This window comes from Vibrio cionasavignyae, assembly GCF_050337155.1.
Classification (GTDB): domain Bacteria; phylum Pseudomonadota; class Gammaproteobacteria; order Enterobacterales; family Vibrionaceae; genus Vibrio; species Vibrio nomapromontoriensis.
Genome location: NZ_JAKJSR010000015.1, coordinates 115921 through 138794, shown reverse-complemented (window position 1 = coordinate 138794; position 22874 = coordinate 115921). Strand labels below are relative to the sequence as shown.

The following is a 22874-nucleotide window of genomic DNA, read 5'->3' as shown; positions in this document are numbered from 1 at the left end:
TGCAACGTCTTATGGAAGAGGTTATGCAATCAGCATTAACCGGCAAAAAGCTGACACTTTTTGCCGTTTTTGTTTCTAGCGTATTTCTGGCGGGTTGCAGCAGTGCACCTAGTGAAGCGGAGCAATCCGCAAGCGTTGAAGAAACGACAATACAAAATACCCCACCATCAGAGCGCAGTGATACTGCCCAGCCTGAAACTATCGTCTCGCCCGAAACTATTGACTCACCTGAAATAATAGCTGTAGCCGACCAAGATTCGGACTCCGGTGCAGTGGTCAGTGAGCCAGAGGCGGATTCCGACGTCTATGATCCTATTGAAGGGTTTAACCGTGTCATGTGGGATATCAACTACGATTATCTTGACCCTTACTTTGTGCGCCCTGTCTCGCTTGCCTATGTGAATTATACGCCAGATCCGGTGCGTCTTGGCGTACGTAATTTTCTTGCGAACCTTGATGAACCTTTTAGTGCGGTTAACAATGCGGTTATGGGTAATGGGGGCAAAGCGCTTGATCACTTTAATCGTTTTTGGATTAACAGTACCTTAGGTTTACTGGGCTTTATTGATATCGCATCAGCGGCCGGAATTGAAAAGCGCAGTAAAAAAGAGTTTGGTGATGCAATAGGCCACTATGGAGTAGGCCATGGTCCTTATATTATGGTGCCAGGTTATGGACCAACCACGGTACGTTCGTTTGCTGATACCGTCGATGGTTTTTATCCGCCTATCTCGTATCTTAATTTCTGGGCGAGCTTTGGTAAGTGGGCATTAGAAGGAATGGAGAAGCGTGCGCTGTTAGTGTCACAAGAGGCAACATTAGAGCAGTCGCCAGATCCATATTCCTTGACTCGCGATATCTATATTCAGCGTCAGGATTATAACGCTGAAGTCGCTGACGAAGAGGTTGATGAAGAGCAAGAAGCGTATATTGATGACTACTTAGAAGATTTCGAATAGGGTCGATGAAAGTAAAAAACGCCACTATTAAAGTGGCGTTTGCTTTTAGAAGTAAGTGAAAATAGCGAGTTCCAGTATTAGTTAGACCGTCTCTTCTGAGCTATTCACTTTCCTATAACGCGAAGAGATTAGAAGCGGTAGTTCGCTTGGATACCTGCGATCCAAACATCACCAGACATCTCGCCTTCGAATGGGTAAAGTGTTCCAGATTCCTTAATTGGAGCGGTGCGAGCCATAATATAGGTTAAGCCGCCGTCCAATGTGAATTGACTGGTGAACGCGTAACTAGCACCTGCACTTAACCAAGTACGATCGGTTTCTGGAATAGTTGTGGTACGGTTTTTATCATCGACAGCTGACATATCGTAAGCAGCCCCTGCGCGAAGCGATAACTTTTTATTTAGGCTATAGGTGGTACCTAAAGCAAACCTAAAGTTGTCTTTCCAGTTTTCTTCTTTGATGTCTGACACTTGTCCGTTATCAAATTCTGCAGTGAGCTTGTCGAAACTGCTCCATTGAGTCCAGTTGATGCTGGTGTGCATTGCCCACTTAGGTGTTAGCTGATGAAATGAGGCGATTTCGGCGGTAGCTGGAAGTGCAATACTTAGCTTACCTGGTTGTTTACCAGTAAAGCCGGGTAGTTCTAATTCAAACCCCATACCTTCACCGTGACCATCAAAGTCCATCATAACTTCTGATTTGTAGGCAAACCCTATACGGTTTGAGTCGTTAATTTGCCACGCACCACCAAGAACGTAACCCCATGAGCTATCTGTTCCTTCCATGTATTTTAAGTTGGTCGTTGTACCGGGTACGGTCGCGCCAAAATGACCTTCTCCAGTTACAAAGCGAACACCGCCACCGAGGCTAAACTGGTCGTTAATTTTATAGCCAATATTGGCCACAGCTTCAACCGTCATCACCTTCGCTTGATTACCGTATTGTGTTGCGGTAAAACCTTTGTCTAGCTCCGTTTCCATTCCATAGTTAGAACTTAGCGCTAGACCTGCAAAGTACTTGTCGTTTATCTGATGTGAAACATAGAGGTTAGGTACAGGCGCACTGTGAGCTATGTCCTTTGCTTCAGTGTATGTGTTTCCAGCCGTTCCTTTCACGTCAATATTCGGCTCAACATACAACACGCCACCAGAAATCTGAGTGCCTTCTAGGTACGTCAACATGGCTGGGTTGCGCCATTGTGCACTGGCATTATCTGCCATGGCTGCTTCACCAGCGTATGCGCGTCCAAGACCTGTTGCTGAGTATTCCGCTAGTTGGAAACCCGCAGCAGTAGCTTGAGTTGAAGAAAGTAAACCTAGAACCACTGCGATGGAAAGGGGAGTACGTGTTGAAATTGTCATTATTGTTCGCTCAATGTTTTCTATTTTGAGCGGCGATTGTATTTTTAGAGTAAATGCTTTAAAACACATTTATCGTCAAAATACACTTTTTGAAGTTATATATTGAAAATCTAATATATTCATGATGAATATTCTGGTTGTTAAGGGCTTGTTTCAAAATCTCAGCGTACACTTGTAAGATATTATGAAGAAAAGGTATGACCAGTTGGCGTGAAAATAATAGCCGACAGAGTTGCTATTAAAGGATGTGGTGAGATGTTCAGTTATGAAAAAGGGTCGGAAGTACCGACCCTTTCTGTTGCTAGCTTGTTAACGTTGAATGGTTAACTTAGTAGCGGATTAGAAGCTGTAGCTGTATTGGATACCTGCTAGGATAGCGTTAGCTTGGGTAGTTGCTGTTAGCTGTGTAGTCCCTTCAACTAGAGTTTCTTCGACGGAAACATCTTTACCCATTAGGTAAGTGATACCAAAGTCAACTACGTGATGTTTTTTAAAGTGGTAACCGAAACCTGCTGATAACCATTGGCGATCTGAATCAGGCACAGAAATTGAAGTAAGCTTATCTTGAGCTGCCGTGTCATACATATAACCAGCACGTAGTGTCCATGCATCATTTAAGTAATATGTACCGCCGAGGGCAGCATGGTAACCATCTTTCCACTCGTAATCTTTTACAGTTACGTTATTGTTCGTTACGATTTTGTCGAATGCACTCCAGCCAATCCATTGAAGACTATAGTGAACAGCAAATTTTGTATCCTGAATTCGGTGGTAACCAGAAAACTCAGCCATGCTTGGTAGTGGCAATTTTATGCTGTCTGCGGTTAGGTCCTTTGCGTAAAATACATCACCTTTCGCTTCAATTTCAGGGCTGTAATGGTACGAAAAGCCAAATCGATTATTTTCATTCAGTTCATATACAGTGCCTAAATTAAACCCAACACCAACGCCGCTAGCATCAATATCTAGTGCAGTATCAGCAGGGGCACTTAGTCCCGTTTTTCTTATTAATTTACCGCTGCCTTGGATGATATCTATACCGCCACCAACACTCCATTGGTCATTTACGCGATAAGAGGCACTTATGGCGTAGTTAATGCTAGCAATTTCAGTTGTACCGCCGAACACCGTAGCGTCAGGTGCAGTGCCTGGAATCGGTGAAGAACCCGCCCCAAAACTATCATCAAAGTTGTTGTTAGTTCCAAAGTTAGAATAAATGCCAGCACCGAGCGCCCATTGTTCATTTAGTCTATGAATGTAATAGATGTTTGGTACAGGTGTTCCACTACTGTTGTTAGCGTTTGCAACTGCGGTTGGTGGAAGTGCCCCGCCAGTTGGTTCATAGCTAATATCTTTAATATCAATACTAGTCTTAATATAGTTCACACCACCAGAAAATTGGTGCGAGTCAAACAGCGCCATAGCCGCTGAGTTACGAGCCATTACTGAAGCATTATCAGCAATAACCGCATCACCAGCAAAAGCACGGCCTAGACCGGTTGCAGATTGAGCATTAAGTTGGAAGCCAGCAGCTGCTACTTGGTGTGAAGCAAGCGTGAGCGATGACACGGCCACTGCTAAGAGCGTTTTTTTATACAGACGCGAAGTTGTCATTTATATACATCCTTTATGTAATCGCCTCTATGGGCGTTATTGAATTGAGTTAATACTCAATTCTGGGGCTGATCCTAATCGCTAGTATAGGTAATAGAAATCAGACCAGTAAGGAAAAATGGCTAAAAAGTATATAAATGATGTGTATCTGGCATGAAATGCATCGAAAATGCTTATATTTAGAGTTTGTACTCTAGAAAGTTGCATGGTTTAGTGGGAATTAACTCGCAAAAAAAAGCCTTATTATGAAATAAGGCTTTTTTATGGTGCCTGAGGCTGATTCTTTGAATTATGCCGCAGGGTCAAGTATATCTTTCAGGTTTTCGCCGATTTTAGAGAAGTCTTCGCCTTTTTCGCCGACCAAAATGAAGCTGGCATCACCGAGTGGCTCAACAAGCCCAGACATGCCATCTTTTTGGAAAAGCTTCGCTTGTTCACTTGGAATTTTGGTAACGAAAAGTGTCACTTTGCCTTTTTCGCCCTGAAACACCATGTGCATCGCGTTGGCATCACCAAAACCACAGTGGTTTAAGTAATAGACATGGTAAGGAAACTGTTGACCAATTTGATAGGCAAACGGTAACAGTTTGGCATTGATCTGTGCTTCTGATACTTTTTCATCCAAAGGGTCGATAAAGCCCATTTCATCATGTACGTGCTGGACTGCGGTGTCAGAGAGTGACGCGTGCGCTGTGGACACCGCGACGCTTCCCCAATTAACTTGACCCACCAATAACCCAAAGGCAAAAGCAATAGATGCCGCCAGAGATAGCGCTCGCTTACCAAAGTTCACCTTCACAACGTTGCTGCTGGACTGACTGAACAATATCTTGTCTGCTAGGTCATCAGGTACGTCAACTTTCATCGCCTGTTCAACACGCGCATCAAGTGAGAGGAGGTCGTCCATAAATTTGGCATTGGCGTCATTGTCCTGCATCGCTTTTAATAACTCAGGATCTCTTGCCTTCGGTTCGGACATAATGCGACGACGGAATTCTAATTCATCCATTTTGTTGCCCCCTTGGTGATGCGCTAGACTCCATCATATCTTTGAGCTGATTGCGGGCTCTAAACAGTCGGGTCATGACGGTATTTTTGTTTAAGTCGAGTATATCGCCAATCTCTTCGCCGCTAAAGCCGCCAACGACTTGCAGAAAGAGTGGTTCTCGGTATTCAACATCGAGTTTCATAATCTGGGCTTGAAGCCATTCTTGCTGATGGTGAGGATCATCCGAGACTTTTGCTTCATTGCCGAAATCATCAATATCAACGAGGTCAAACTGCTTGCGTTCAAAGCGTCTGGCATTTTCTCTTCGTAGTATGGTGATAAGCCATGATTTAGCGGCTTTTTCGTCCTGAAGACTATCTAGTGATTTCCAAGCTCGAAGACAGGTTTCTTGCACTAAGTCTTCAGCAATGCTTTTGTCTTTACAAAGCCAATAAGCATAGCGGAACAGATCACGATGATAGGCACGTACAAGTGCTTCGTATTTTCTTTGTTTGTCCATATCTAAGTTGACCGGACTATTCGAAAATTTATTTCGAATTTTTTTTATCACTGACACAGGAGCCCCCGTTTTTGCTCTGTGATTGGAGTTTTTGTTACATAAAGCGCGTAAAGTCACTCAAAATTGATCTATTTCAATTTTTCACTTGGGGAAGCGGTTATATTACCTCTTGTCATCTCGTTGGTTTTTCGAAACCGACATGTTGAGCAAGATGACACTTCCTTTTGAAGGCTGACTTTACTTTCTCCTAATCAGGAAACTGATTATTTTCAATTGGCGTAAGTTAATTGCTTTATACATTCCGACCACACAACGTATTGTGTGGTTTTTTTTTGCCTGTTATTTAAGCGCGTGCTGACGCGCGAATTTAAGCTTGAGCTTGCCTTCTGCTTTATCCGATGCTTTCGCTAGCACATCTCATTTTGTTCCGATTTCTTCTTGTTGTTATCACTTCGTATCGTTAAAACGTCTTAGCTAATACGTGCCGCTATTCTCGCTCAAGTGTTTGAATTCTCATATTCAATTTTGGTCGACCATATCACGGAATACAATAAAGACTCGAAGTTTTATCAAACGAATGTTTTAAATCTTTAACATCTTCGTTACAATGGTGTGGTCAGACCTCTTATTGAAAGGATAAACTATGAGCAATCAGGATGTGAGGAAGCTCGACCTTACGACTCGCAATGGCGAAAGAATCGCGATTGTTGCAGGGCTTCGTACTCCCTTCGCAAAACAAAGCACAGAATTTGGTCAGGTGCCTGCTGTCGATCTCGGCAAGATGGTGGTGGCTGAAATGATGGCTAGAACGGATATCGATCCAAAATTGGTGCAGCAAGTGGTGTTTGGTCAAGTAGTGCAGATGCCAGAAGCGCCGAATATCGCTCGTGAGATCGTGTTAGGTACTGGAATGGATATCCACACAGACGCTTATAGTGTAACTCGGGCCTGTGCGACCAGCTTTCAGGCCGCCGCCAATGTTTGTGAAAGCATTATGTCCGGCACCATTGACGTGGGTATTGCAGGAGGGGCGGATTCGTCTTCCGTTTTGCCTATTGGGGTGTCGAAAACCCTTGCGGCCAACTTACTTGCCCTTAGCAAAACCAAGACGGTGGGGCAAAAGCTCAGCATTCTCAAGAAATTGTCGTTTAAGGACTTAATGCCAGTCCCGCCGGCGGTCGCGGAGTATTCCACCGGGATCTCGATGGGGCAAACGGCTGAACAAATGGCTAAATCTCATGGTATTTCCCGTCTAGAGCAAGATGAACTGGCTCATCGCTCGCACTCTCTCGCGTCTCAAGCATGGAAAGATGGCAAAGTACGTGACGAAGTGATGACGGCTTTTCCAGAACCGTATAAAAAATATTTAGATGAAGACAATAACATTCGCCATGACTCCACACTTGAGGGTTATGCGAAGCTACGTCCCGCTTTTGACCGACAATATGGCACCGTGACGGCGGCAAACAGTACTCCGTTAACCGATGGTGCTGCCGCTATCATGATGATGCGTGAAGGGCGTGCAAAAGAACTCGGCCTAGAAATTAAAGGCTACATTCGCTCTTACGCGTTCTCGGCGATAGGGGTGCAAAAAGACATGCTAATGGGCCCTTCTTATGCCACGCCGAAGGCGTTAGATCGGGCGGGTATCTCACTGTCTGACCTAACATTGATAGATATGCATGAGGCGTTTGCCGCGCAAGCCTTATCAAACGTGAAGATGTTTGCTAGTGAGAAGTTTGCTAAGGAAAAACTCGGCCGTGGCCAAGCGATTGGTGAAATTGATATGGATAAGTTTAACGTATTAGGTGGTTCCATCGCCTATGGGCACCCGTTTGCGGCTACGGGGGCAAGAATGATTACTCAGACCTTAAATGAGCTACAGCGAAGAGGCGGCGGACTGGCGTTGAATACGGCATGTGCGGCGGGTGGTCTTGGTGCAGCGATGATTTTGGAGGTGGAATAATGAGTGATCAAAAAGCATTTCAACTAACGATAGATGAACAAAATGTAGCCTGGCTGAGCATTGATGTTCCCAACGAAAAAATGAATACGCTACAAGCCGCGTTTGCGGATGAAATGGCCGACGTGTTTGTGCAATTAGAAGAGAAAAAGTCCACGCTAAAAGGGCTCATTCTGCACTCGTTAAAACCGGATAATTTTGTTGCCGGAGCGGATGTTCGCATGCTCGCCGCTTGCACTTCAGCCGATGAAGCGCAAAGCTTGGCAACCAAAGGGCAAGTGATGTTTGGTCAATTATCGGCGATGCCATTTCCTGTGGTTGCTGCGATTCATGGTCCTTGTTTGGGCGGTGGGTTGGAGCTGGCATTAGCCTGTGATTATCGCGTGTGTACGGATGCCCCAATTACCAAGCTTGGCTTACCTGAAGTGCAGTTAGGGCTATTGCCAGGTTCTGGTGGTACGCAGCGCCTACCACGGTTAATAGGATTGCTGCCTTCGCTAGACCTTATCCTTACTGGCAAGCAGCTACGAGCCAAAAAAGCCAAAAAGCTGGGCGTGGTCGATGCCATGGTCCCTGAAACTATTCTATTGGATGTGGCGAAACAGTTATTAGAGAAAGGCAAAAAGCGTAAAGCTAAAAAGTTGTCGAACAAAGAAGTGGTGATGGCGGGTACGGGACTCGGCCGCAAGGTTATTTTTGATCAAGCCGCGAAGAAAACGCATGCTAAAACACGTGGTAATTATCCTGCAGCGGATGCCATTTTAGATGTGATTAAATTTGGCTTAGAAAACGGTATGGAGAAAGGGCTAGAGTACGAAGCGAAACGCTTTGGTGAGCTCGTCATGACTTCTGAATCTAACGCATTGCGATCCATTTTCTTTGCCACCACAGAAATGAAGAAGGAGCTGGGTCGTGATGCGACACCGAAAACGGTGAAGCGTGCCGTGGTACTTGGCGGTGGCTTGATGGGCGCGGGCATTACCCATGTTTCGGTTAGCAAAGCAAAAGCTTCTGTACGTATCAAGGACGTAGCAAACGAAGGGATACTGAATGCCCTCAATTACAACTACAAGTTATTGGAGAAAAAACGTAAGCGCCGCATCATCTCCAAAGCAGAATTGCAGTCGCAAATGCTACAAATGGCAGGTGGAACAGACTTCACTGGTTTTGATAACGCCGACATTGTGGTTGAAGCGGTATTTGAAGATTTAGCGCTGAAACAGCAGATGGTCAAAGATGTCGAAACGTATGCGCGACCAGATACTATTTTCGCTACTAATACCTCTTCGTTACCTATCCGACAAATCGCAGAGCAAGCGGCTAGGCCAGAAAATGTGGTGGGTTTACATTATTTTAGTCCCGCAGACAAAATGCCACTGGTTGAAGTGATCCCTCATGAAACCACGTCTGACGAGGCGGTTGCCACTGCTGTGAGTTTCGCTAAGAAACAAGGTAAAACACCAATCGTGGTAAAAGATCAAGCTGGGTTCTATGTGAACCGTATCTTGGCGCCTTATATGAATGAGTCAGCTAATGTCTTGCTTGCGAACGAACCGATTGAAGCTTTAGATAAAGCCTTGCTTAACTTTGGTTTCCCCGTTGGTCCTATTACGTTACTGGATGAGGTGGGTGTTGATATTGGCGCTAAGATCATGCCTATCTTAGTGGCTGAACTGGGTCAGAGATTCCAAGGTCCGGATGTGTTTGACAAACTCTTAAACGATGGTCGTAAAGGCAGAAAATCAGGTAAAGGCTTTTATAGTTACAAGGGCAAGAAAAAGTCAGTAGACACGTCGGTCTATCGCGTCCTAGGATTGAAACCAGAGACGAAATTGTCAGAGAACGAAATTGCCATGCGTTGCGTGCTACCCATGCTTAATGAAGCGGTACGTTGCTTGGATGAAGGCATTATTGAAAGCCCGAGAGATGGTGATATTGGTGCGATTTTCGGTATCGGTTTCCCACCTTTCCTCGGTGGCCCGTTCCGTTATTTGGACGCGTTGGGTATCACCAAAGTGGTTGAGATGATGAACGAACATGCCCAGAAACATGGCGATCGTTTTGCGCCTTGCGATGGGTTGTTAACTCGTGCGGGTTTGGATGAAACCTTCTATTAAGAGCATCTTTTGTTGCCACTAAGCAAACAAAGCCATCAATAATGATGGCTTTGTTATTTTTAACGTGTAGCTCGTTATCTTAGTGCTTGGCAGTTATCCTAAATCGGTATCTTTTGGTCTGAGCTGGAATTCGTCAATAGAACCAATTTCTAATCCAATGTTAAGGCGTGGTGCGTCGCTATGAGCTTTGCCTAAGCTATGCATAATCAAACGGTTTGCTGTTCTAGGTTTTAGTTCATTGACCACAAAGCGAATCATGTCTGCACGGGTAAGCGTCTTTAACTCCTCCAACACCTTTTCTCGTTGATTAAATTCGGTATCTTTATTGCCTATGGCAACCCAAAGGCGTTGAGCTCGCCCGCGAAGCGTTGTATCTGGGGTGGAAATTTGGTTCCAAAGCCCTTTCTTACTGCTATGCCATTGATAGTCATCGAGTTCGAATAACACCATGTAAAAGGCATTTAGAAACTCATCAATAGAGCGAATAAGCTCGCTTGGCGCGGCTTTCGGTGATTGCACATACAACACAATACCCGGATGACGATTGAGTGGCATGTTACCAGTACCCACCATATAACCAAGCTGCTGCTTGGTTCTGATCTCGTGGAAAAACGTCGCAGACATCAAGTGATTCGCGAGCGTGTACAAGGCGATACTGCGAGGGGAAATATCATCACATTGGTGATAGACCACAATCGCAGAGTCTTCTTGGTCACAGAACATTTCACGTTGGAAGCTACCATTTTTACCAAGCATGACTAACGGACGCAGACTTTCTTCGTATTTTTGGTTGGCAAGACGAAGCGCATCTTTGAGTGTCGTGGCGATATCAATCGCGCCTTGTCGTTGCCAATCGCCGTAAACAAACATATCGATGTGAAGCTCTGACAAAATAGACTGCACGAACGCTGGAAGCTCATCGACATCAATGGTTTCTAGTGCTTCTATTAACACTGGGTAGGGTGGGTTATTGGGTTGCAGAATGCCACTCATTTGATTGAATAGTTGTGATATTGGACGATCTTTTGAGGCGTTATTCCAACTACGCAACAACTGAGCTTTAATGCTTTCATAGCGGCTTTGGTTAAACTCTCGGCTGGCAAAGCGTTGCAAAATCATATTCAGTAATTGTGGTTGTTTCTTACTAAAACCAGAAATGGATAATGTGACGCCTCCTTGGTGTGCGTACATATCGTAATTCAAACCAGCGACTTCCGCTTCATAGGTTTCTTCAGACAACGAATCTAAGAACATCTCCACACATAAGCGAGTCTTAACGATGTTTCTAGGCGTACTGACAGAATGCGGGCTATCTATGGCAATAAATACTACGCCCTTTGGTACGTTGAACTCATGGTCTTGTAGGTGCCATAACCTAAAGCCATCTAAATCTTCCAGTAACACCGGAAATTCGTGATTAGATTCCGCTGGGTAACTGGTTAGATCATAAATAATAAAAGGGTTTTTCTTTGGTAAAGAAAACGGCAGGTTGGATAAATCTTCGGCTTGTGTTGAACGCTCAGCGTCGACAAACATGGCTTGTTGCTGGTCGGTAAAAGGTGCCACCGAGTAAGGAGTAAAATACCACTTTGCCGATTTATCAAAGGTTTGCCCTTTTGCGACGATGGTGACTTTGAGGTTACTGGCGGTGAGATAGTCGCCGCACTCACGAATAAGGGACTCATCATAATCTGCCATCTTGTAGTCACCATACATGATGTCATCGACCTGATAATTTTGCATGTTCATGACAAGGTGGCTGACAAGATCTAATGGTCTCGCGGGCTCTTGAAACTGAAACGCAGATTCCATCACTGCGCGCTTTTCAAGGTGACGCCACTCCTGCATACCTTGTGTTTTAATCAGCGCAATAAACCGGAAGACGGACGTGATGATGTCATCGGAATGCTCAAGGCCTTGCGGCGTTAAGGTCATGCTGACAGAAAACTCTCTAAAGTTACTACCAGAGGCGCCCCCGCCAGCAGATAGTGACGTGATCCAGCCTTTGTTTTTTAGATATAACATTAAGCTGCCTTCTCCTTCATGGCCAAGCAAGTTGGCAAAATAGGAGAGGGGTTTGTTGTGATAATATTGGTTGGTCGCTGGCATTGGGAATGCCAATATGAGTCGGCGGATTTCTTTTATCGGTTCAACACGAACGATCTTTTGAGTTTCTTCAGCCGTCATAAACGGGACATCTACTCGCTTATCCTGACGGTGTTGGTTTTTGACCGTATTGAATTTACTTTCGACCCATTGCTGCAATTCATCCAGTGGGTGAGGGCCAATCAGCGCAAGTGTCATAAGGTCGGCGGAGTATTGCTGCTGGTGGAAGTGCAAGATTTCGTCGCGGATTGACTGTCCGTTTCGGTCATTCAGAGTGTCGAGATTACCAACGGAAAACTTAGCAAATGGATGCGCAGGATTAATGGTTTCCTTTTGGACCTGATATAGGCGGCGTCCATCATCGTGCAATTTCATTTTATATTCAGAATCAACGGCTTGCCGTTCTTTATCTAGCGCTTCCTCATTGAAAAGTGGCGCAGAAAAAAATTGACTAAAGCGGTCAAGCCCGCGCTCAAAGGCGTTGGGGTAGATATCGAAGAAAAAACAGGAGTGTTCAGTGCCCGTCCATGCATTGTTAGTGCCGCCATGCTGATTAACAAAGGACTGAAACTCGCCAACTTTAGGGTATCTTTCCGTTCCTAGAAATAGCATATGCTCTAAGTAATGGGCGAGACCCTCGCGATCACTAGGGTCATCGAAATGACCGACATTAACGGCAAGCGCTACCGCCGACTTTTGAGCCTGCTGATCTTCAATAAGCAGAACTTGCATCGCATTATCCAAGGTGAGGATGCGATAGGATCGGTTATCGTTTGGACTTAGGTGCACTTATCTTCTCCAGATATAAGCGTTCGCTTGGACGACCTTACCAAGCGCTAGCAACGAAAGCGTTGTCTCATTGGTCATAATAGCCTGAATTTCGTGGTTTTTTACGTTTTAGTAACGAAGTTATGACCCGTCTCATTATTGCTACTTACTAGGTTAATTGCTGAGCTGGTAATATAATGAGTAAGTAAAATAATTATGACGTCTAATTTGAGACACGCAAAAATAAAGTTACAAATATTTTTTATTTTACTTATTAAATTGTTAAGAAAGTCGACGCCTTTAGCAAGTCAATTGATATAATTAATTTTTTTATTGTAGAGTAACCGTCTTGTAGAGTCCTGAATAGCAACAGGGGCTTACTGATTTGAACAGGTAAACGTATGAAAGTTTTTATAATGCGTCACGGAGAAGCGGTTCATTATGCTGCTACCGATGAAGAGAGAGCCTTAACGTCTCATGGCGAACTGTGTTCTCTTTCTGTTGCACGAGCATGTAAGCAGCAAGGTTTTTCATCTTTTGACCATGTGCTGGTGAGTCCTTACCTAAGGGCTCAGCAGACTTGGAATATGATCAGTGAAGTCTTTACTGGAAAAAAAGTGACGGTGTGTGATGACATAACGCCTTATGGTCAAGCTGAAGATGTGGCGGAGTATATTGGTGCGATGAGCAATGTTGAATCCCTGGAGTCGATTTTGCTGGTGTCACACTTGCCTTTAGTGGGGTACTTAACGGCTGAGTTAGTGGGTGACATGAATGCACCTATGTTTCCCACATCAGGTTTGGTGTGTGTCGAGTATGATGTAGAAAGAAGACAGGGCGAATTGCTGTGGCACCTTCACCCTTAATCGAAGCGCTTACTTTTCCGGAATAGATAGCAGCACGAGTAAAGCACCATCGCCACCAAATTCAAGTGGCGCTTGGTGAAATGCCATAACATCAGGGTGCTGTGCAAGCCAAAGTGGCGCTTTTTTCTTGAGTATATGCTTGCCAATACCATGCATGACACAGGCACAATGTATGCTTTCTTTTACGCAATGCGCAATCATGGCACCGAGTTCACGCTTGGCTTCTTGCTGTGTCATACCATGCATATCTAGAAATACATCGGGTACGTAAACTCCGCGGCGCAGTCGCTTCACTTCATATGTTGAAACATCATCTCGAGCGTAACGTGTTGGTCCCTCTTCACTTAGGTGGGGAACAAACTCGTCAGAGAAGTAAAATTCAGCATCAGAAGCTTCTCTAATCGTTCTTTTCGCTTCTTTCTGTTTCTTATTTCGGTTTGGTTGCTGGACTATGGTATCCTGTTGCAACTTTTTTACGCCCTGTACTTCACCCCTAAAAAGGGCGAAATCGTCATCCGCGTCGGTGTCTTTTTGGCTCATTTTTTAGAAACACTCATTGAACTTCGTTGTTGGGTAGTATTGTAGCGCTTTTTGGAGGCAATTTTGGATAAGATTTTTGTGGAAGAAGCAGTTTCTGAGCTTCACTCACTTCAAGACTTGATACGCTGGACCGTTAGCCGTTTTAATGCCGCGGGTCTTTTTTACGGACACGGTACAGACAATGCTTGGGATGAAGCCGTTCAGCTTATCTTACCTACGCTTTATTTGCCGATTGATGTACCACCGCACGTCTTGAATTCACGCCTTACGAGCAGTGAACGCTTACGAGTTGTTGAACGAGTGATCCGCCGTATTAACGACAGAACACCTACCGCCTACTTAACCAATAAAGCGTGGTTCTGTGGACTGGAGTTTTTTGTTGATGAGCGCGTCCTTGTGCCTCGCTCTCCTATTGGTGAACTCATTGAATCTCAGTTCCAACCTTGGTTAGCTGAAGAACCAACGCGTATTATGGATATGTGTACGGGCAGTGGCTGTATTGCTATCGCTTGTGCGCATGCGTTCCCAAATGCTGAAGTGGACGCGATTGATATTTCATCCGACGCGCTTGAAGTGGCAGAGCAGAACGTTCAAGACCACGGTCTTGAGCAGCAAGTCTTCCCTATTCGTTCGGATTTATTCCGTGATTTGCCTAAAGATAAGTACAACCTCATCGTCACCAATCCACCTTACGTGGACGAAGAAGACATGAACTCCTTACCTGAAGAATTCACACATGAACCGGAGTTAGGTCTCGCAGCAGGTAGTGATGGTCTAAAACTTGTGCGACGTATCTTATGCAATGCGCCAGATTATCTGACAGATAACGGCATTCTAGTTTGTGAAGTAGGCAACTCAATGGTTCACATGATGGAGCAGTATCCTGAGATTCCATTTACGTGGATTGAGTTTGCCAACGGTGGTCATGGCGTGTTCATGATAACTCGTGAGCAATTAGTTGCTTGTGCTGATGAGTTTGCTATTTACAAAGACTAAACGAGTCTGAATGGTAACCAAGCCTTATTAGAAAACGCCGCGATGAATATTGCGGCGTTTTTTTGTTTGGGGGTTTACAACGTCTGGCTTTGTCGTCACTATGAAATCACGAAGAACAGACAGGCAGAAGAACAAGCTATTGTATTGAGGCGGGCTTGTTCTAGAAAACAGAGGAAGTAATGGCAGGAAATAGTATCGGACAACACTTTCGAGTGACAACATTCGGAGAGAGCCATGGTATCGCGCTAGGTTGTATCGTTGATGGATGCCCTCCAGGGTTGGAAATTTCAGAAGCTGACCTTCAGGTTGACTTAGATCGCCGTCGTCCAGGCACATCACGTTATACAACTCAACGACGTGAAGCGGATGAAGTTAAGATTCTGTCTGGTGTGTTTGAAGGCCAAACTACAGGGACTTCAATTGGATTACTGATTGAAAATACCGACCAACGCTCTAAAGATTACTCAGAAATTAAAGATAAATTTCGTCCAGGTCACGCCGATTATACTTACCATCAGAAATACGGCGTACGTGATTATCGTGGTGGCGGTCGTTCTTCTGCACGTGAAACCGCGATGCGTGTTGCCGCAGGCGCGATTGCCAAGCAATATCTAAAGAAAGAATTTGGTGTTGAAGTACGTGCGTATTTGTCACAAATGGGCGACATCAGCATTGATAAAGTGGACTGGGACGAAATTGAAAACAATGCGTTCTTTTGTCCAGACGCCGATAAGGTGGATGATTTTGACCAACTGATCCGTGCGCTGTTAAAGCAAGGTGATTCAATTGGTGCCAAACTGCAGGTGGTGGCAACTAACATTCCTGTTGGCTTAGGCGAACCTATCTTTGACCGATTAGATGCCGATATTGCTCACGCTCTCATGAGTATTAATGCGGTGAAAGGCGTTGAGATTGGCGATGGTTTTGATGTTGTCGGCCAAAAAGGCAGTGAACACCGTGACCCACTCACGCCGCAAGGCTTTAGCAGTAATCATGCTGGTGGTATTTTAGGTGGTATTTCAACGGGTCAAGATATTGTTGCTAGTATTGCCTTGAAACCGACGTCGAGCATTACTGTGCCGGGCGACACGATTACTCGTAGTGGCGAAGCGACGCAGTTGATTACCAAAGGCCGCCATGATCCGTGTGTGGGTATCCGAGCGGTGCCTATCGCCGAAGCAATGTTGGCTATTGTGTTAATGGATCACCTATTGCGCCATCGTGGACAAAACCACGGAGTGACGACGGAAACGCCGATTATTTAACGTTATCTCAATTTAAATTCGCTTAATTGTGTACAGAACGCCCTTGGAGATGATCTAAGGGCGTTTTTTTGTGCCTAATCACGAAACGGTGAATAAAATGGCTCAATGTCTGTCGACATGAAATTAGTCACATAAAAAGTAAGGCTATAGGTTCACACTGTTTACTCCGGTGACAAGGAGGTACTTTTTGAATAGAGGAATCCAAAAAATGACTTGGAAGACGAGCAGGCGGGAAACCGCCGACTCGGAGCTTGACCACGCTTTCAATCATTTAAGGAGTCACTAATGTCAAAATACGAAGTCAGAAATATCGCCGTTGTTGGACAAACAGGAACGGGTAAAACCAGCTTAATTGAACGCTTACTTTTTGAGTCACACTCTAGCAATCACCTTGGCCATGTTGAGGACGGTGATACCATCACCGATTTTGACGATCAGTCAATTCACTATCAGCATAGTGTTGAAGCCACTCCTATCTCATTAAACTGGGATGGTCACCACATCAACCTTATCGATACTCCGGGGCAAGTCGAGCTCTTGGGACGCACACTGAGTGTTTTTCCAGCAGTAGAAGCGACCGCATTGGTGCTCGATGCCAGTACTTCTATTAATCAGGTATCAGAGCAGTTGTTTGCTTTTGCCAAGGCGCAAAAGAAATGCCAAATGATAGTTATCAATAAGATCGACGCTCATCCAGAGCGTTTGTTGCCATTTCTCGAAGAAATAGAGCAACGCTTTGGCGCTCAATGCTTGCCGATAAACCTTCCTTCACAAAAGCCTGCCGAAGTCATTGATTGCTACTTTGCCGCCAATATTGAGCAGAAAACCTTGTTTAGTAGTGTCGATGAATCCCATGAACTTTTAGTGGATCAGGTGGTTGAAGTCGATGAGTCATTGATGGAGCTTTACCTTGAGCAAGGATCTGAACTAAGCGCTGAACAATTACATGATGCATTTGAAGAAGCACTGCGAACCGGGCACGTGATTCCGGTTTGTTTTGTGTCATCCGACACGGGGGCTGGCTGTGATTTATTGCTAAGGACTCTAGCGGAAATTATGCCAATGCCTGATGAAGGTAATCCGCCATTACTTGAAAAACAAGGCAAGCAGGTCGCGATAAATTGCGATCAACGTGATCATACCGTTGCGCATGTCTATAAGGTAAGTGTTGACCCTTACTTGGGGAAAATCGCCTACGTTCGGGTATTCCAAGGTGAAATAACCACGGGCAGTCAGTTGTATGTCGGGGAGAGTAGCAAAGCGTTTAAAGTTGGGCACCTTTATAATTTACAAGGTAAAAAACGTCATGAGATCGCTTCCTGTAAGGCCGGAGATCTTTGTGTGTTGGTGAAAGTGGACGAGCTGGCTTTTGATTCACTCATCCATGACTCTCATGACGAAGATGGCATCACATTTAAAACGCTACAATTTCCAGAATCAATGTATAGCTTGGCGTTGACCCCGCAAAAACGTGGTGATGAACAAAAGTTGTCGGACGTACTCACCAAAATTTTGGCAGAAGACCCATCTTTGAAGTTAGAACACCGAGCTGCGACCAATGAAACAGTACTCAGTGGTCAAGGTGAGTTTCATTTGACGATTGCCCTTGAGAAAATGGCGACAGTTTACAAACTAAAAGTCGATACGCATCAACCAAGTGTCGAGTATTTTGAAACCATTACCCGTGAGGCGCAGGCGCAATATCGGCATAAGAAGCAAAGTGGCGGAGCGGGGCAGTTTGGTGAAGTGCACTTATCGGTGAGACCACTCGAACGTGGTACAGGGTTCTCATTTGTTAATAAAGTGGTGGGTGGCTCAATACCGACATCGTTAATCCCTGCTGTTGAAAAAGGCGTTCGCCAAGCATTAGAGGAAGGCGCAATTTCTGGTAATCCGATCAAAGATATTGAAGTGACCGTACTTGAAGGTAAGCACCATTCGGTGGATTCAAAAGAAATAGCCTTTGTTATTGCCGGAAAAAAAGCATTCTTGGAAGCGGTGAGAGCCGCTGTGCCGATTGTCTTAGAGCCGATTGTTGACTTAGATCTTGAAATCCCGATGTCTTCGGTAGGAGATGTAACAGGAGATCTTTCTGGGAATCGAGGGTTGATCGTCGGCAGTGAACAAGGAGGACATACTACGACAAGGCTACAAGCTAAGTCTCCCATTAATGAGCTTCAGGACTACTCGCGTCGCTTGAAAGCACTGACTGGTGGCGAAGGGCGATTTAGCATGACATTGAGTCACTATGAACCAGCCCCAAGTGCTGTACAAAAGAAGGTGTGCTCACAGGCTGATTCGTGATTAGTGATAGTGACGAAATAATTATGGCTGAGAAATAGTTAAAGCTAAGAAACACTTAAAGCTAAGAAAACTTATTGCGGAAAAAGCGTATAAACATCGTGCGCTTATCACTTGTAATAAGTAAAGCTTGCAAAGAAAAAGCCCTAGTCATGAATGCTAGGGCTTCTCAATTAATGGATCGCTTCTTCACTATCGAGTTTAAAGTTCGGTAAGCGCCATTTGAATCTTACCGCCGCCATGCGAAGGGTGTAACCCACAACGATGGTCGCGATGGTCGTTGGAAGCGTATCAATACCATACTCTAATAAACCCAAATACAAACAAGCAGCAATCACGGAGATAGACGCATACAGCTCTTCATGTAGTACCAGCGGCGTTTGTCTGCAGATGAGATCTCTTAGTAAACCACCAAATACCCCAGTGACTAGACCTGAAACAATACAGATAAATGGGTGCAGCCCCATACTGATACCAACATTGGTACCAATAATCGTGAAGACCACTAAGCCCAGCGCATCGAGTCGAATAAAGACGCCTTTAAATTTGATGATCCACTTTGCCAGTCCGGTGGTTAACACACCCGCGACACAAGTAATGACCAAAAACTCTGGGTGCTTAACCCAACCTAGCGGGTAATGCCCAAGTAAAATATCTCGAACGGTACCACCACCAATTGCTGTAGCACTTGCCACTAGCATAACTCCGAACCAATCCATGTTACGACGACCAGCAGAGAGTGCGCCTGTCATCGCTTCGGCCGTAATTCCTATAATGTATAAAACACTTAGCAACATGACACGAATCTCAAAAAAAAATCATGCGTTAGTGTAATTGTGATCTGCTCTGTTGACGAATGAAATTTAATGATGTTTTGTGGTTTTTCTGATTAAAAAAACTAATGGGTAAAGTAATGTCGGGGATAGAGAACAAAAGCAGCAGAGATGCTTTACCTCATCGGCAATTCCAGAGACAATACCCCCTTAATATTTGCAGTATAAAATGACCATGCACCATCAGTATCAAGATCTTATTCAAATTTTTAATCAGACTTTTTTTGACACTTATAATACGCGCTTAGAGTTAGGTGGGGATGAACCTATTTATCTTCCCGCGAGTGACGACATTGACCATCATCGCATCATTTTTGCTCGTGGTTTCTATGCTTCTGCATTACATGAAATTGCTCACTGGTGCGTGGCTGGTGCGAAACGACGTTTACTTGAAGACTTCGGGTATTGGTATGAACCGGATGGTCGTACTGAACAAATACAGGCCGAGTTTGAAAAAGTTGAGATTCGTCCTCAAGCCTATGAGTGGATACTCGCGACAAGTGCTGGCTTTCCGTTTACGGTGAGCTGCGACAATTTAAATGGTAACTTTGAACCTGATCGCTTGGTTTTTATGCAAAAAGTAAAAGATGAGGTTGAGCAAATCTTACGAGATGGTTTACCCGTCAGAGTGGCACAGTTATCTAATGCGCTGAGAGACCACTATCAAATTTCAGAATTAAGCAGTGAACAGTTTATCGTTCGCTGAGCCCCTATCAGGACAACAGTTTTATGATTATTGAATACGAAGACATGCTTATCGCTATTATTGATGAGCGAATTCAGAACGCGTCGGACGATGAATTGTTTGCGGGTGGTTACCTACGTGGGCATATTTCTCTTTCTACCGCAGCTTGCGAAGAAGAGGGGATTAACGACGTTGCTCTACTAAAATTGCGAATTCAAGCCAGTTTGGATGAGGCGAAGGCGGAGCTAAGCCCTGCAGATCGAATCATAGTGAACGATCTTTGGAGTGAGCTGCAAGCACTGGTTTAGTCTTGCGCTGATATCGTACTGCGCTGATGTAGTCTTGTTCGAAAATTTCGAATGACATAGTGTGATTTTCTTGCTTGTTGATTATTGGTAATGGATTAATCTATATCCATACCGAACGAATAAGCGAAAAGCAGAAGGAAACCCTATGAAAATTATCGCATTTGGTGCAAGTACTAGCGGAACGTCGATTAACAAATTGTTAGCGACGTACGCAGCTAATCAAATTGAAGGTGCGGATGTTGAGGTTTTAGACATCAGTCAATACGACGTTCCTTTGTTTAGTGAAGATAAAGAGAAAGAGATTGGTCAGGCACAAGGTGCTAAGCAATTTTTGGATGATATCGCGCAAGCAGATGCTTTGGTGATCTCTTATGCAGAGCATAATGGTCATTATCCCGCCGCTTATAAAAATTTGTTTGATTGGGCAACGCGTATTGAGCGTGAAGTTTTTGCGGGTAAACCAGCCGTGTATTTGGCAACATCGCCGGGACCTGGTGGTGCTGCAACGGTATTAGCCGCTGCCACAAATTCAGCACCATATTTCGGTGGTAATGTAAAAGCGAGCGTATCAGTACCAAGTTTCTACGATAATTTTGATCTCGAAAAAGGTTCAATTAGAAATGAATCTATAGTTGCCGAGATTAAAACTGCAGTAAATCAGCTAAAATAACCGGTGATTAATGAAGGAGGCGCTGACATGCGCCTCTTTTCGTTTTTCTGAACGTATTTTTAATATCAAGCATAGGGCTAGTAAAGCGACTAATAGCTTTCATGACGAAGCTTATGCTCTAATAGCCATAGTTCCCGATTTAATTTCATTTCTCGCTCTCTTTCTTTTTGCGATTCGACCCGAGCTTTATCACACTCCATCCCTTTCGGATCCACACCTCTATTGATGAGTTCTTGTTCTATTGCTTCGTTGTCGTATTGCGATAACGAAGTACACAGTTGATATGTTCCTTGGTGTTCTGGCGCGATTGAGTTGCAGCCAGTGAGGAACAAGAGGGCGATAGCTAGATTATTTTTCATTGTAGCTCGTTTCGGTTGAGAGAAAGTGACGGTTTAGATTCAGACAAGGAACCCAATAAGGATTATCTCTAGAAATAAAATTCACCGTGAATAAGGATCCTATGGTTTTATCATAGGGTGTGAGGTGAGGTGAGGTGGTGAGGTGGTGAGGTGGTGAGAGGCTTGAGGGCGCAAAGGGAAGTGAAATAAACAGCTGTGGCGTTGATAAAGAAAAGAGAGCCGATTATGGGCTCTCTTTTTTATTGCCGCTGCTTTAGTGCGTGGAAGCTGACGAGGTTGTCGTTATGCTTTTTGGTGATTACTGCTACGACGCTCTACGGAATCGAGCCCTTTGTTGACCGCCTTGGATTTGTTGAAACCAATGACAACCATTACCGTAGCGACAACGATGCAAACTGCTCCAACACCGACCTGACCTTGGAAGTCGCCTGTTACTGTTAGGGCCTGGGCTAAGATTGGTCCCAACGCTAAGCCTACGGTACCGATTTCTGGACCGTATGAGCTAAAGTAACCTGACTTATCTGTCGTTGCGAGTGCTGTATAGTAACGTGCATACATCATGTTCCATAGCATGATGTAAAGAGTTGAGAAGCCAAGGAATGAAATCGTGTCTTGTGTGCTAGCCATACCAAAACAAACAGCACCATTAATAATACTCAAGGTAACAATAATGGTTGTGTGGCTGAATTTTTTATCAATTACAGCGGTCAAAATACCACCACCAACGGCTAAAACGGATCCGATGGCAAGAACTAAGCCTACATCTTCGGTTGATGCTTGCATGTCCGCGCCAATGAGCTCGATGTATGGATAGATAATGCCAAGGCTTAAGCTGTACACAAGAAATGCGCCGCCAACCCAAATCATGGGAACGACAAAATGCTTCTTATCAATGCTGGCAGAGCTATTGTCGGTAATCTCTTTGTCTTTATCAATTCGCCCATTGTTCGGGAAGAACCAAAATGCTACTAGGCATAAGGCGGAAGCGAACATAAAGAACTGATAGAGCGCATTAAGGCCATAAGTTGCCATTAACTCAGGTATTAAGACGAACCACGTGATTAGCCAAACGTTTAACGCCGCAATCATAAAGCCAAAATTTCGTCCTGGGTTTTTGGTGACACTCATACCTACTAAACCTAGAGAGTAGCCAATACCTTGACCGGTACCTGCAATCAGTCGGCTGGTAATGAAGCTGTCAAAATCTGGAGCGGTCATACTTAAGTAGTTACCAATAATCAGGGCAAAGGCCGCAAGGTAACCAACATAGCGCCAGTTTGTTCTACGAATTAAAAGCAACGAAAATAGTAAAGAAGAAAGGGCGGTTGCAAGTAATTCATACATGGCGATGCTCTCGATTTGAGCATCGTTCAGCGACATTGCTTCAGCGACACCACCGAGCATGAAGGGTAAAAAATTAAACGCATTGGGCGCAAACATGACCAGCATTGTGGCGGCAATGATGAGCGCTTTAGAATCAATGGTTCGAGTGGGCCTCAAAAGGTGACTTAACATAGTGTTCTCCTATCCATCCTAGATCAGGATTGTTATCATTATGTTAATAATGGGCTGCTAATAGGATTAACAGTAGTACCCAATTGGGTTACAAAATTGTTAACGCTATGTTTATTTGGTGTTTTTTGGTACGGAGTGGA

Annotated in this window: 19 protein-coding genes; 10 read left to right on the top strand and 9 right to left on the bottom strand. The window is 44.6% G+C overall.

The genetic code is table 11. The features are described from left to right. Positions 1-23: 23 nt before the first annotated feature. Positions 24-959, top strand: a complete 936-nt coding sequence (locus L4D74_RS12155; RefSeq protein ID WP_428752355.1) for an MlaA family lipoprotein — start codon at positions 24-26, stop codon at positions 957-959. A 128-nt stretch (positions 960-1087) separates the two neighbouring features. Here the strand turns inward: L4D74_RS12155 and L4D74_RS12150 are convergent, their stop codons facing one another. The 4 genes from L4D74_RS12150 to L4D74_RS12135 all read right to left on the bottom strand — a co-directional run bounded on the left by L4D74_RS12150 (position 1088) and on the right by L4D74_RS12135 (position 5442). Next, positions 1088-2320 (bottom strand): outer membrane protein transport protein, encoded by a 1233-nt coding sequence (locus tag L4D74_RS12150; protein WP_428752354.1) that lies wholly within the window; start codon positions 2318-2320, stop codon positions 1088-1090. A 339-nt stretch (positions 2321-2659) separates the two neighbouring features. Continuing rightward, positions 2660-3934 (bottom strand): outer membrane protein transport protein, encoded by a 1275-nt coding sequence (locus tag L4D74_RS12145; RefSeq protein WP_428752353.1) that lies wholly within the window; start codon positions 3932-3934, stop codon positions 2660-2662. A 289-nt stretch (positions 3935-4223) separates the two neighbouring features. Further along, positions 4224-4943, bottom strand: coding sequence for a DUF3379 domain-containing protein (locus L4D74_RS12140; RefSeq protein WP_428752352.1), 720 nt, complete (start codon positions 4941-4943; stop codon positions 4224-4226). Beyond that, entirely contained in the window at positions 4936-5442 is a 507-nt protein-coding gene (locus L4D74_RS12135) for a sigma-70 family RNA polymerase sigma factor (RefSeq protein ID WP_265676143.1), read from the bottom strand. The genes L4D74_RS12140 and L4D74_RS12135 overlap by 8 nt, the downstream gene beginning before the upstream one ends. Before the next feature lie 643 nt (positions 5443-6085). Here L4D74_RS12135 and fadI point away from each other — a divergent pair. After that, positions 6086-7408: an acetyl-CoA C-acyltransferase FadI gene (fadI, locus tag L4D74_RS12130; protein WP_428752351.1), complete on the top strand. Its 1323-nt coding sequence runs from the start codon at positions 6086-6088 to the stop codon at positions 7406-7408. Then, positions 7408-9522 carry a fatty acid oxidation complex subunit alpha FadJ gene (gene fadJ / locus L4D74_RS12125; RefSeq protein ID WP_428752350.1) on the top strand — a complete coding sequence of 705 codons (2115 nt, stop codon included), beginning with the start codon at positions 7408-7410 and terminating at the stop codon, positions 9520-9522. Before fadI ends, fadJ begins: the two co-directional genes overlap by 1 nt. 93 nt (positions 9523-9615) lie before the next feature. Here fadJ and L4D74_RS12120 read toward each other — a convergent pair whose 3' ends face one another. Further along, positions 9616-12417, bottom strand: coding sequence for an insulinase family protein (locus L4D74_RS12120; protein ID WP_428752349.1), 2802 nt, complete (start codon positions 12415-12417; stop codon positions 9616-9618). 380 nt (positions 12418-12797) lie between these two features. Between L4D74_RS12120 and sixA the strand changes: the two genes are divergently transcribed. Further along, positions 12798-13262, top strand: coding sequence for a phosphohistidine phosphatase SixA (gene sixA / locus L4D74_RS12115; RefSeq protein WP_428752348.1), 465 nt, complete (start codon positions 12798-12800; stop codon positions 13260-13262). Between the two features lie 9 nt (positions 13263-13271). Here the strand turns inward: sixA and smrB are convergent, their stop codons facing one another. Continuing rightward, on the bottom strand, positions 13272-13802 hold the full coding sequence (gene smrB / locus L4D74_RS12110; RefSeq protein WP_265676138.1) for an endonuclease SmrB: 531 nt from the start codon (positions 13800-13802) through the stop codon (positions 13272-13274). Between the two features lie 63 nt (positions 13803-13865). Here smrB and prmB point away from each other — a divergent pair, with 63 nt between their 5' ends. The 3 genes from prmB (at position 13866) to fusA (ending at position 18367) form a co-directional block, all read left to right on the top strand. Beyond that, on the top strand, positions 13866-14798 hold the full coding sequence (prmB, locus tag L4D74_RS12105; protein WP_428752347.1) for a 50S ribosomal protein L3 N(5)-glutamine methyltransferase: 933 nt from the start codon (positions 13866-13868) through the stop codon (positions 14796-14798). Between the two features lie 179 nt (positions 14799-14977). Continuing rightward, positions 14978-16063 carry a chorismate synthase gene (gene aroC / locus L4D74_RS12100; RefSeq protein WP_428752346.1) on the top strand — a complete coding sequence of 362 codons (1086 nt, stop codon included), beginning with the start codon at positions 14978-14980 and terminating at the stop codon, positions 16061-16063. A gap of 285 nt (positions 16064-16348) precedes the next feature. Further along, positions 16349-18367 carry an elongation factor G gene (gene fusA / locus L4D74_RS12095; RefSeq protein ID WP_428752345.1) on the top strand — a complete coding sequence of 673 codons (2019 nt, stop codon included), beginning with the start codon at positions 16349-16351 and terminating at the stop codon, positions 18365-18367. A 170-nt stretch (positions 18368-18537) separates the two neighbouring features. Here the strand turns inward: fusA and L4D74_RS12090 are convergent, their stop codons facing one another. Next, a complete protein-coding gene (locus L4D74_RS12090; RefSeq protein WP_428752344.1) occupies positions 18538-19161 on the bottom strand; it encodes a trimeric intracellular cation channel family protein in 624 nt (207 codons plus the stop codon). A gap of 211 nt (positions 19162-19372) precedes the next feature. Here L4D74_RS12090 and L4D74_RS12085 point away from each other — a divergent pair, with 211 nt between their 5' ends. From L4D74_RS12085 to L4D74_RS12075, 3 genes are all read left to right on the top strand, one after another. Then, positions 19373-19903, top strand: a complete 531-nt coding sequence (locus L4D74_RS12085) for an elongation factor P hydroxylase (protein ID WP_428752419.1) — start codon at positions 19373-19375, stop codon at positions 19901-19903. A 23-nt stretch (positions 19904-19926) separates the two neighbouring features. Then, entirely contained in the window at positions 19927-20190 is a 264-nt protein-coding gene (locus tag L4D74_RS12080; RefSeq protein WP_428752343.1) for a YfcL family protein, read from the top strand. Between the two features lie 145 nt (positions 20191-20335). Next, positions 20336-20860 (top strand): NADPH-dependent FMN reductase, encoded by a 525-nt coding sequence (locus L4D74_RS12075; RefSeq protein WP_428752342.1) that lies wholly within the window; start codon positions 20336-20338, stop codon positions 20858-20860. An 89-nt stretch (positions 20861-20949) separates the two neighbouring features. Here the strand turns inward: L4D74_RS12075 and L4D74_RS12070 are convergent, their stop codons facing one another. Both L4D74_RS12070 and L4D74_RS12065 read right to left on the bottom strand, forming a co-directional pair. Continuing rightward, the gene (locus L4D74_RS12070; RefSeq protein ID WP_428752341.1) at positions 20950-21219 is read right to left on the bottom strand and encodes a hypothetical protein; all 270 of its coding nucleotides are present in this window, start codon (positions 21217-21219) and stop codon (positions 20950-20952) included. 282 nt (positions 21220-21501) lie between these two features. Continuing rightward, the gene (locus tag L4D74_RS12065; RefSeq protein WP_428752340.1) at positions 21502-22734 is read right to left on the bottom strand and encodes an MFS transporter; all 1233 of its coding nucleotides are present in this window, start codon (positions 22732-22734) and stop codon (positions 21502-21504) included. Between the last annotated feature and the right edge of the window lie 140 nt (positions 22735-22874).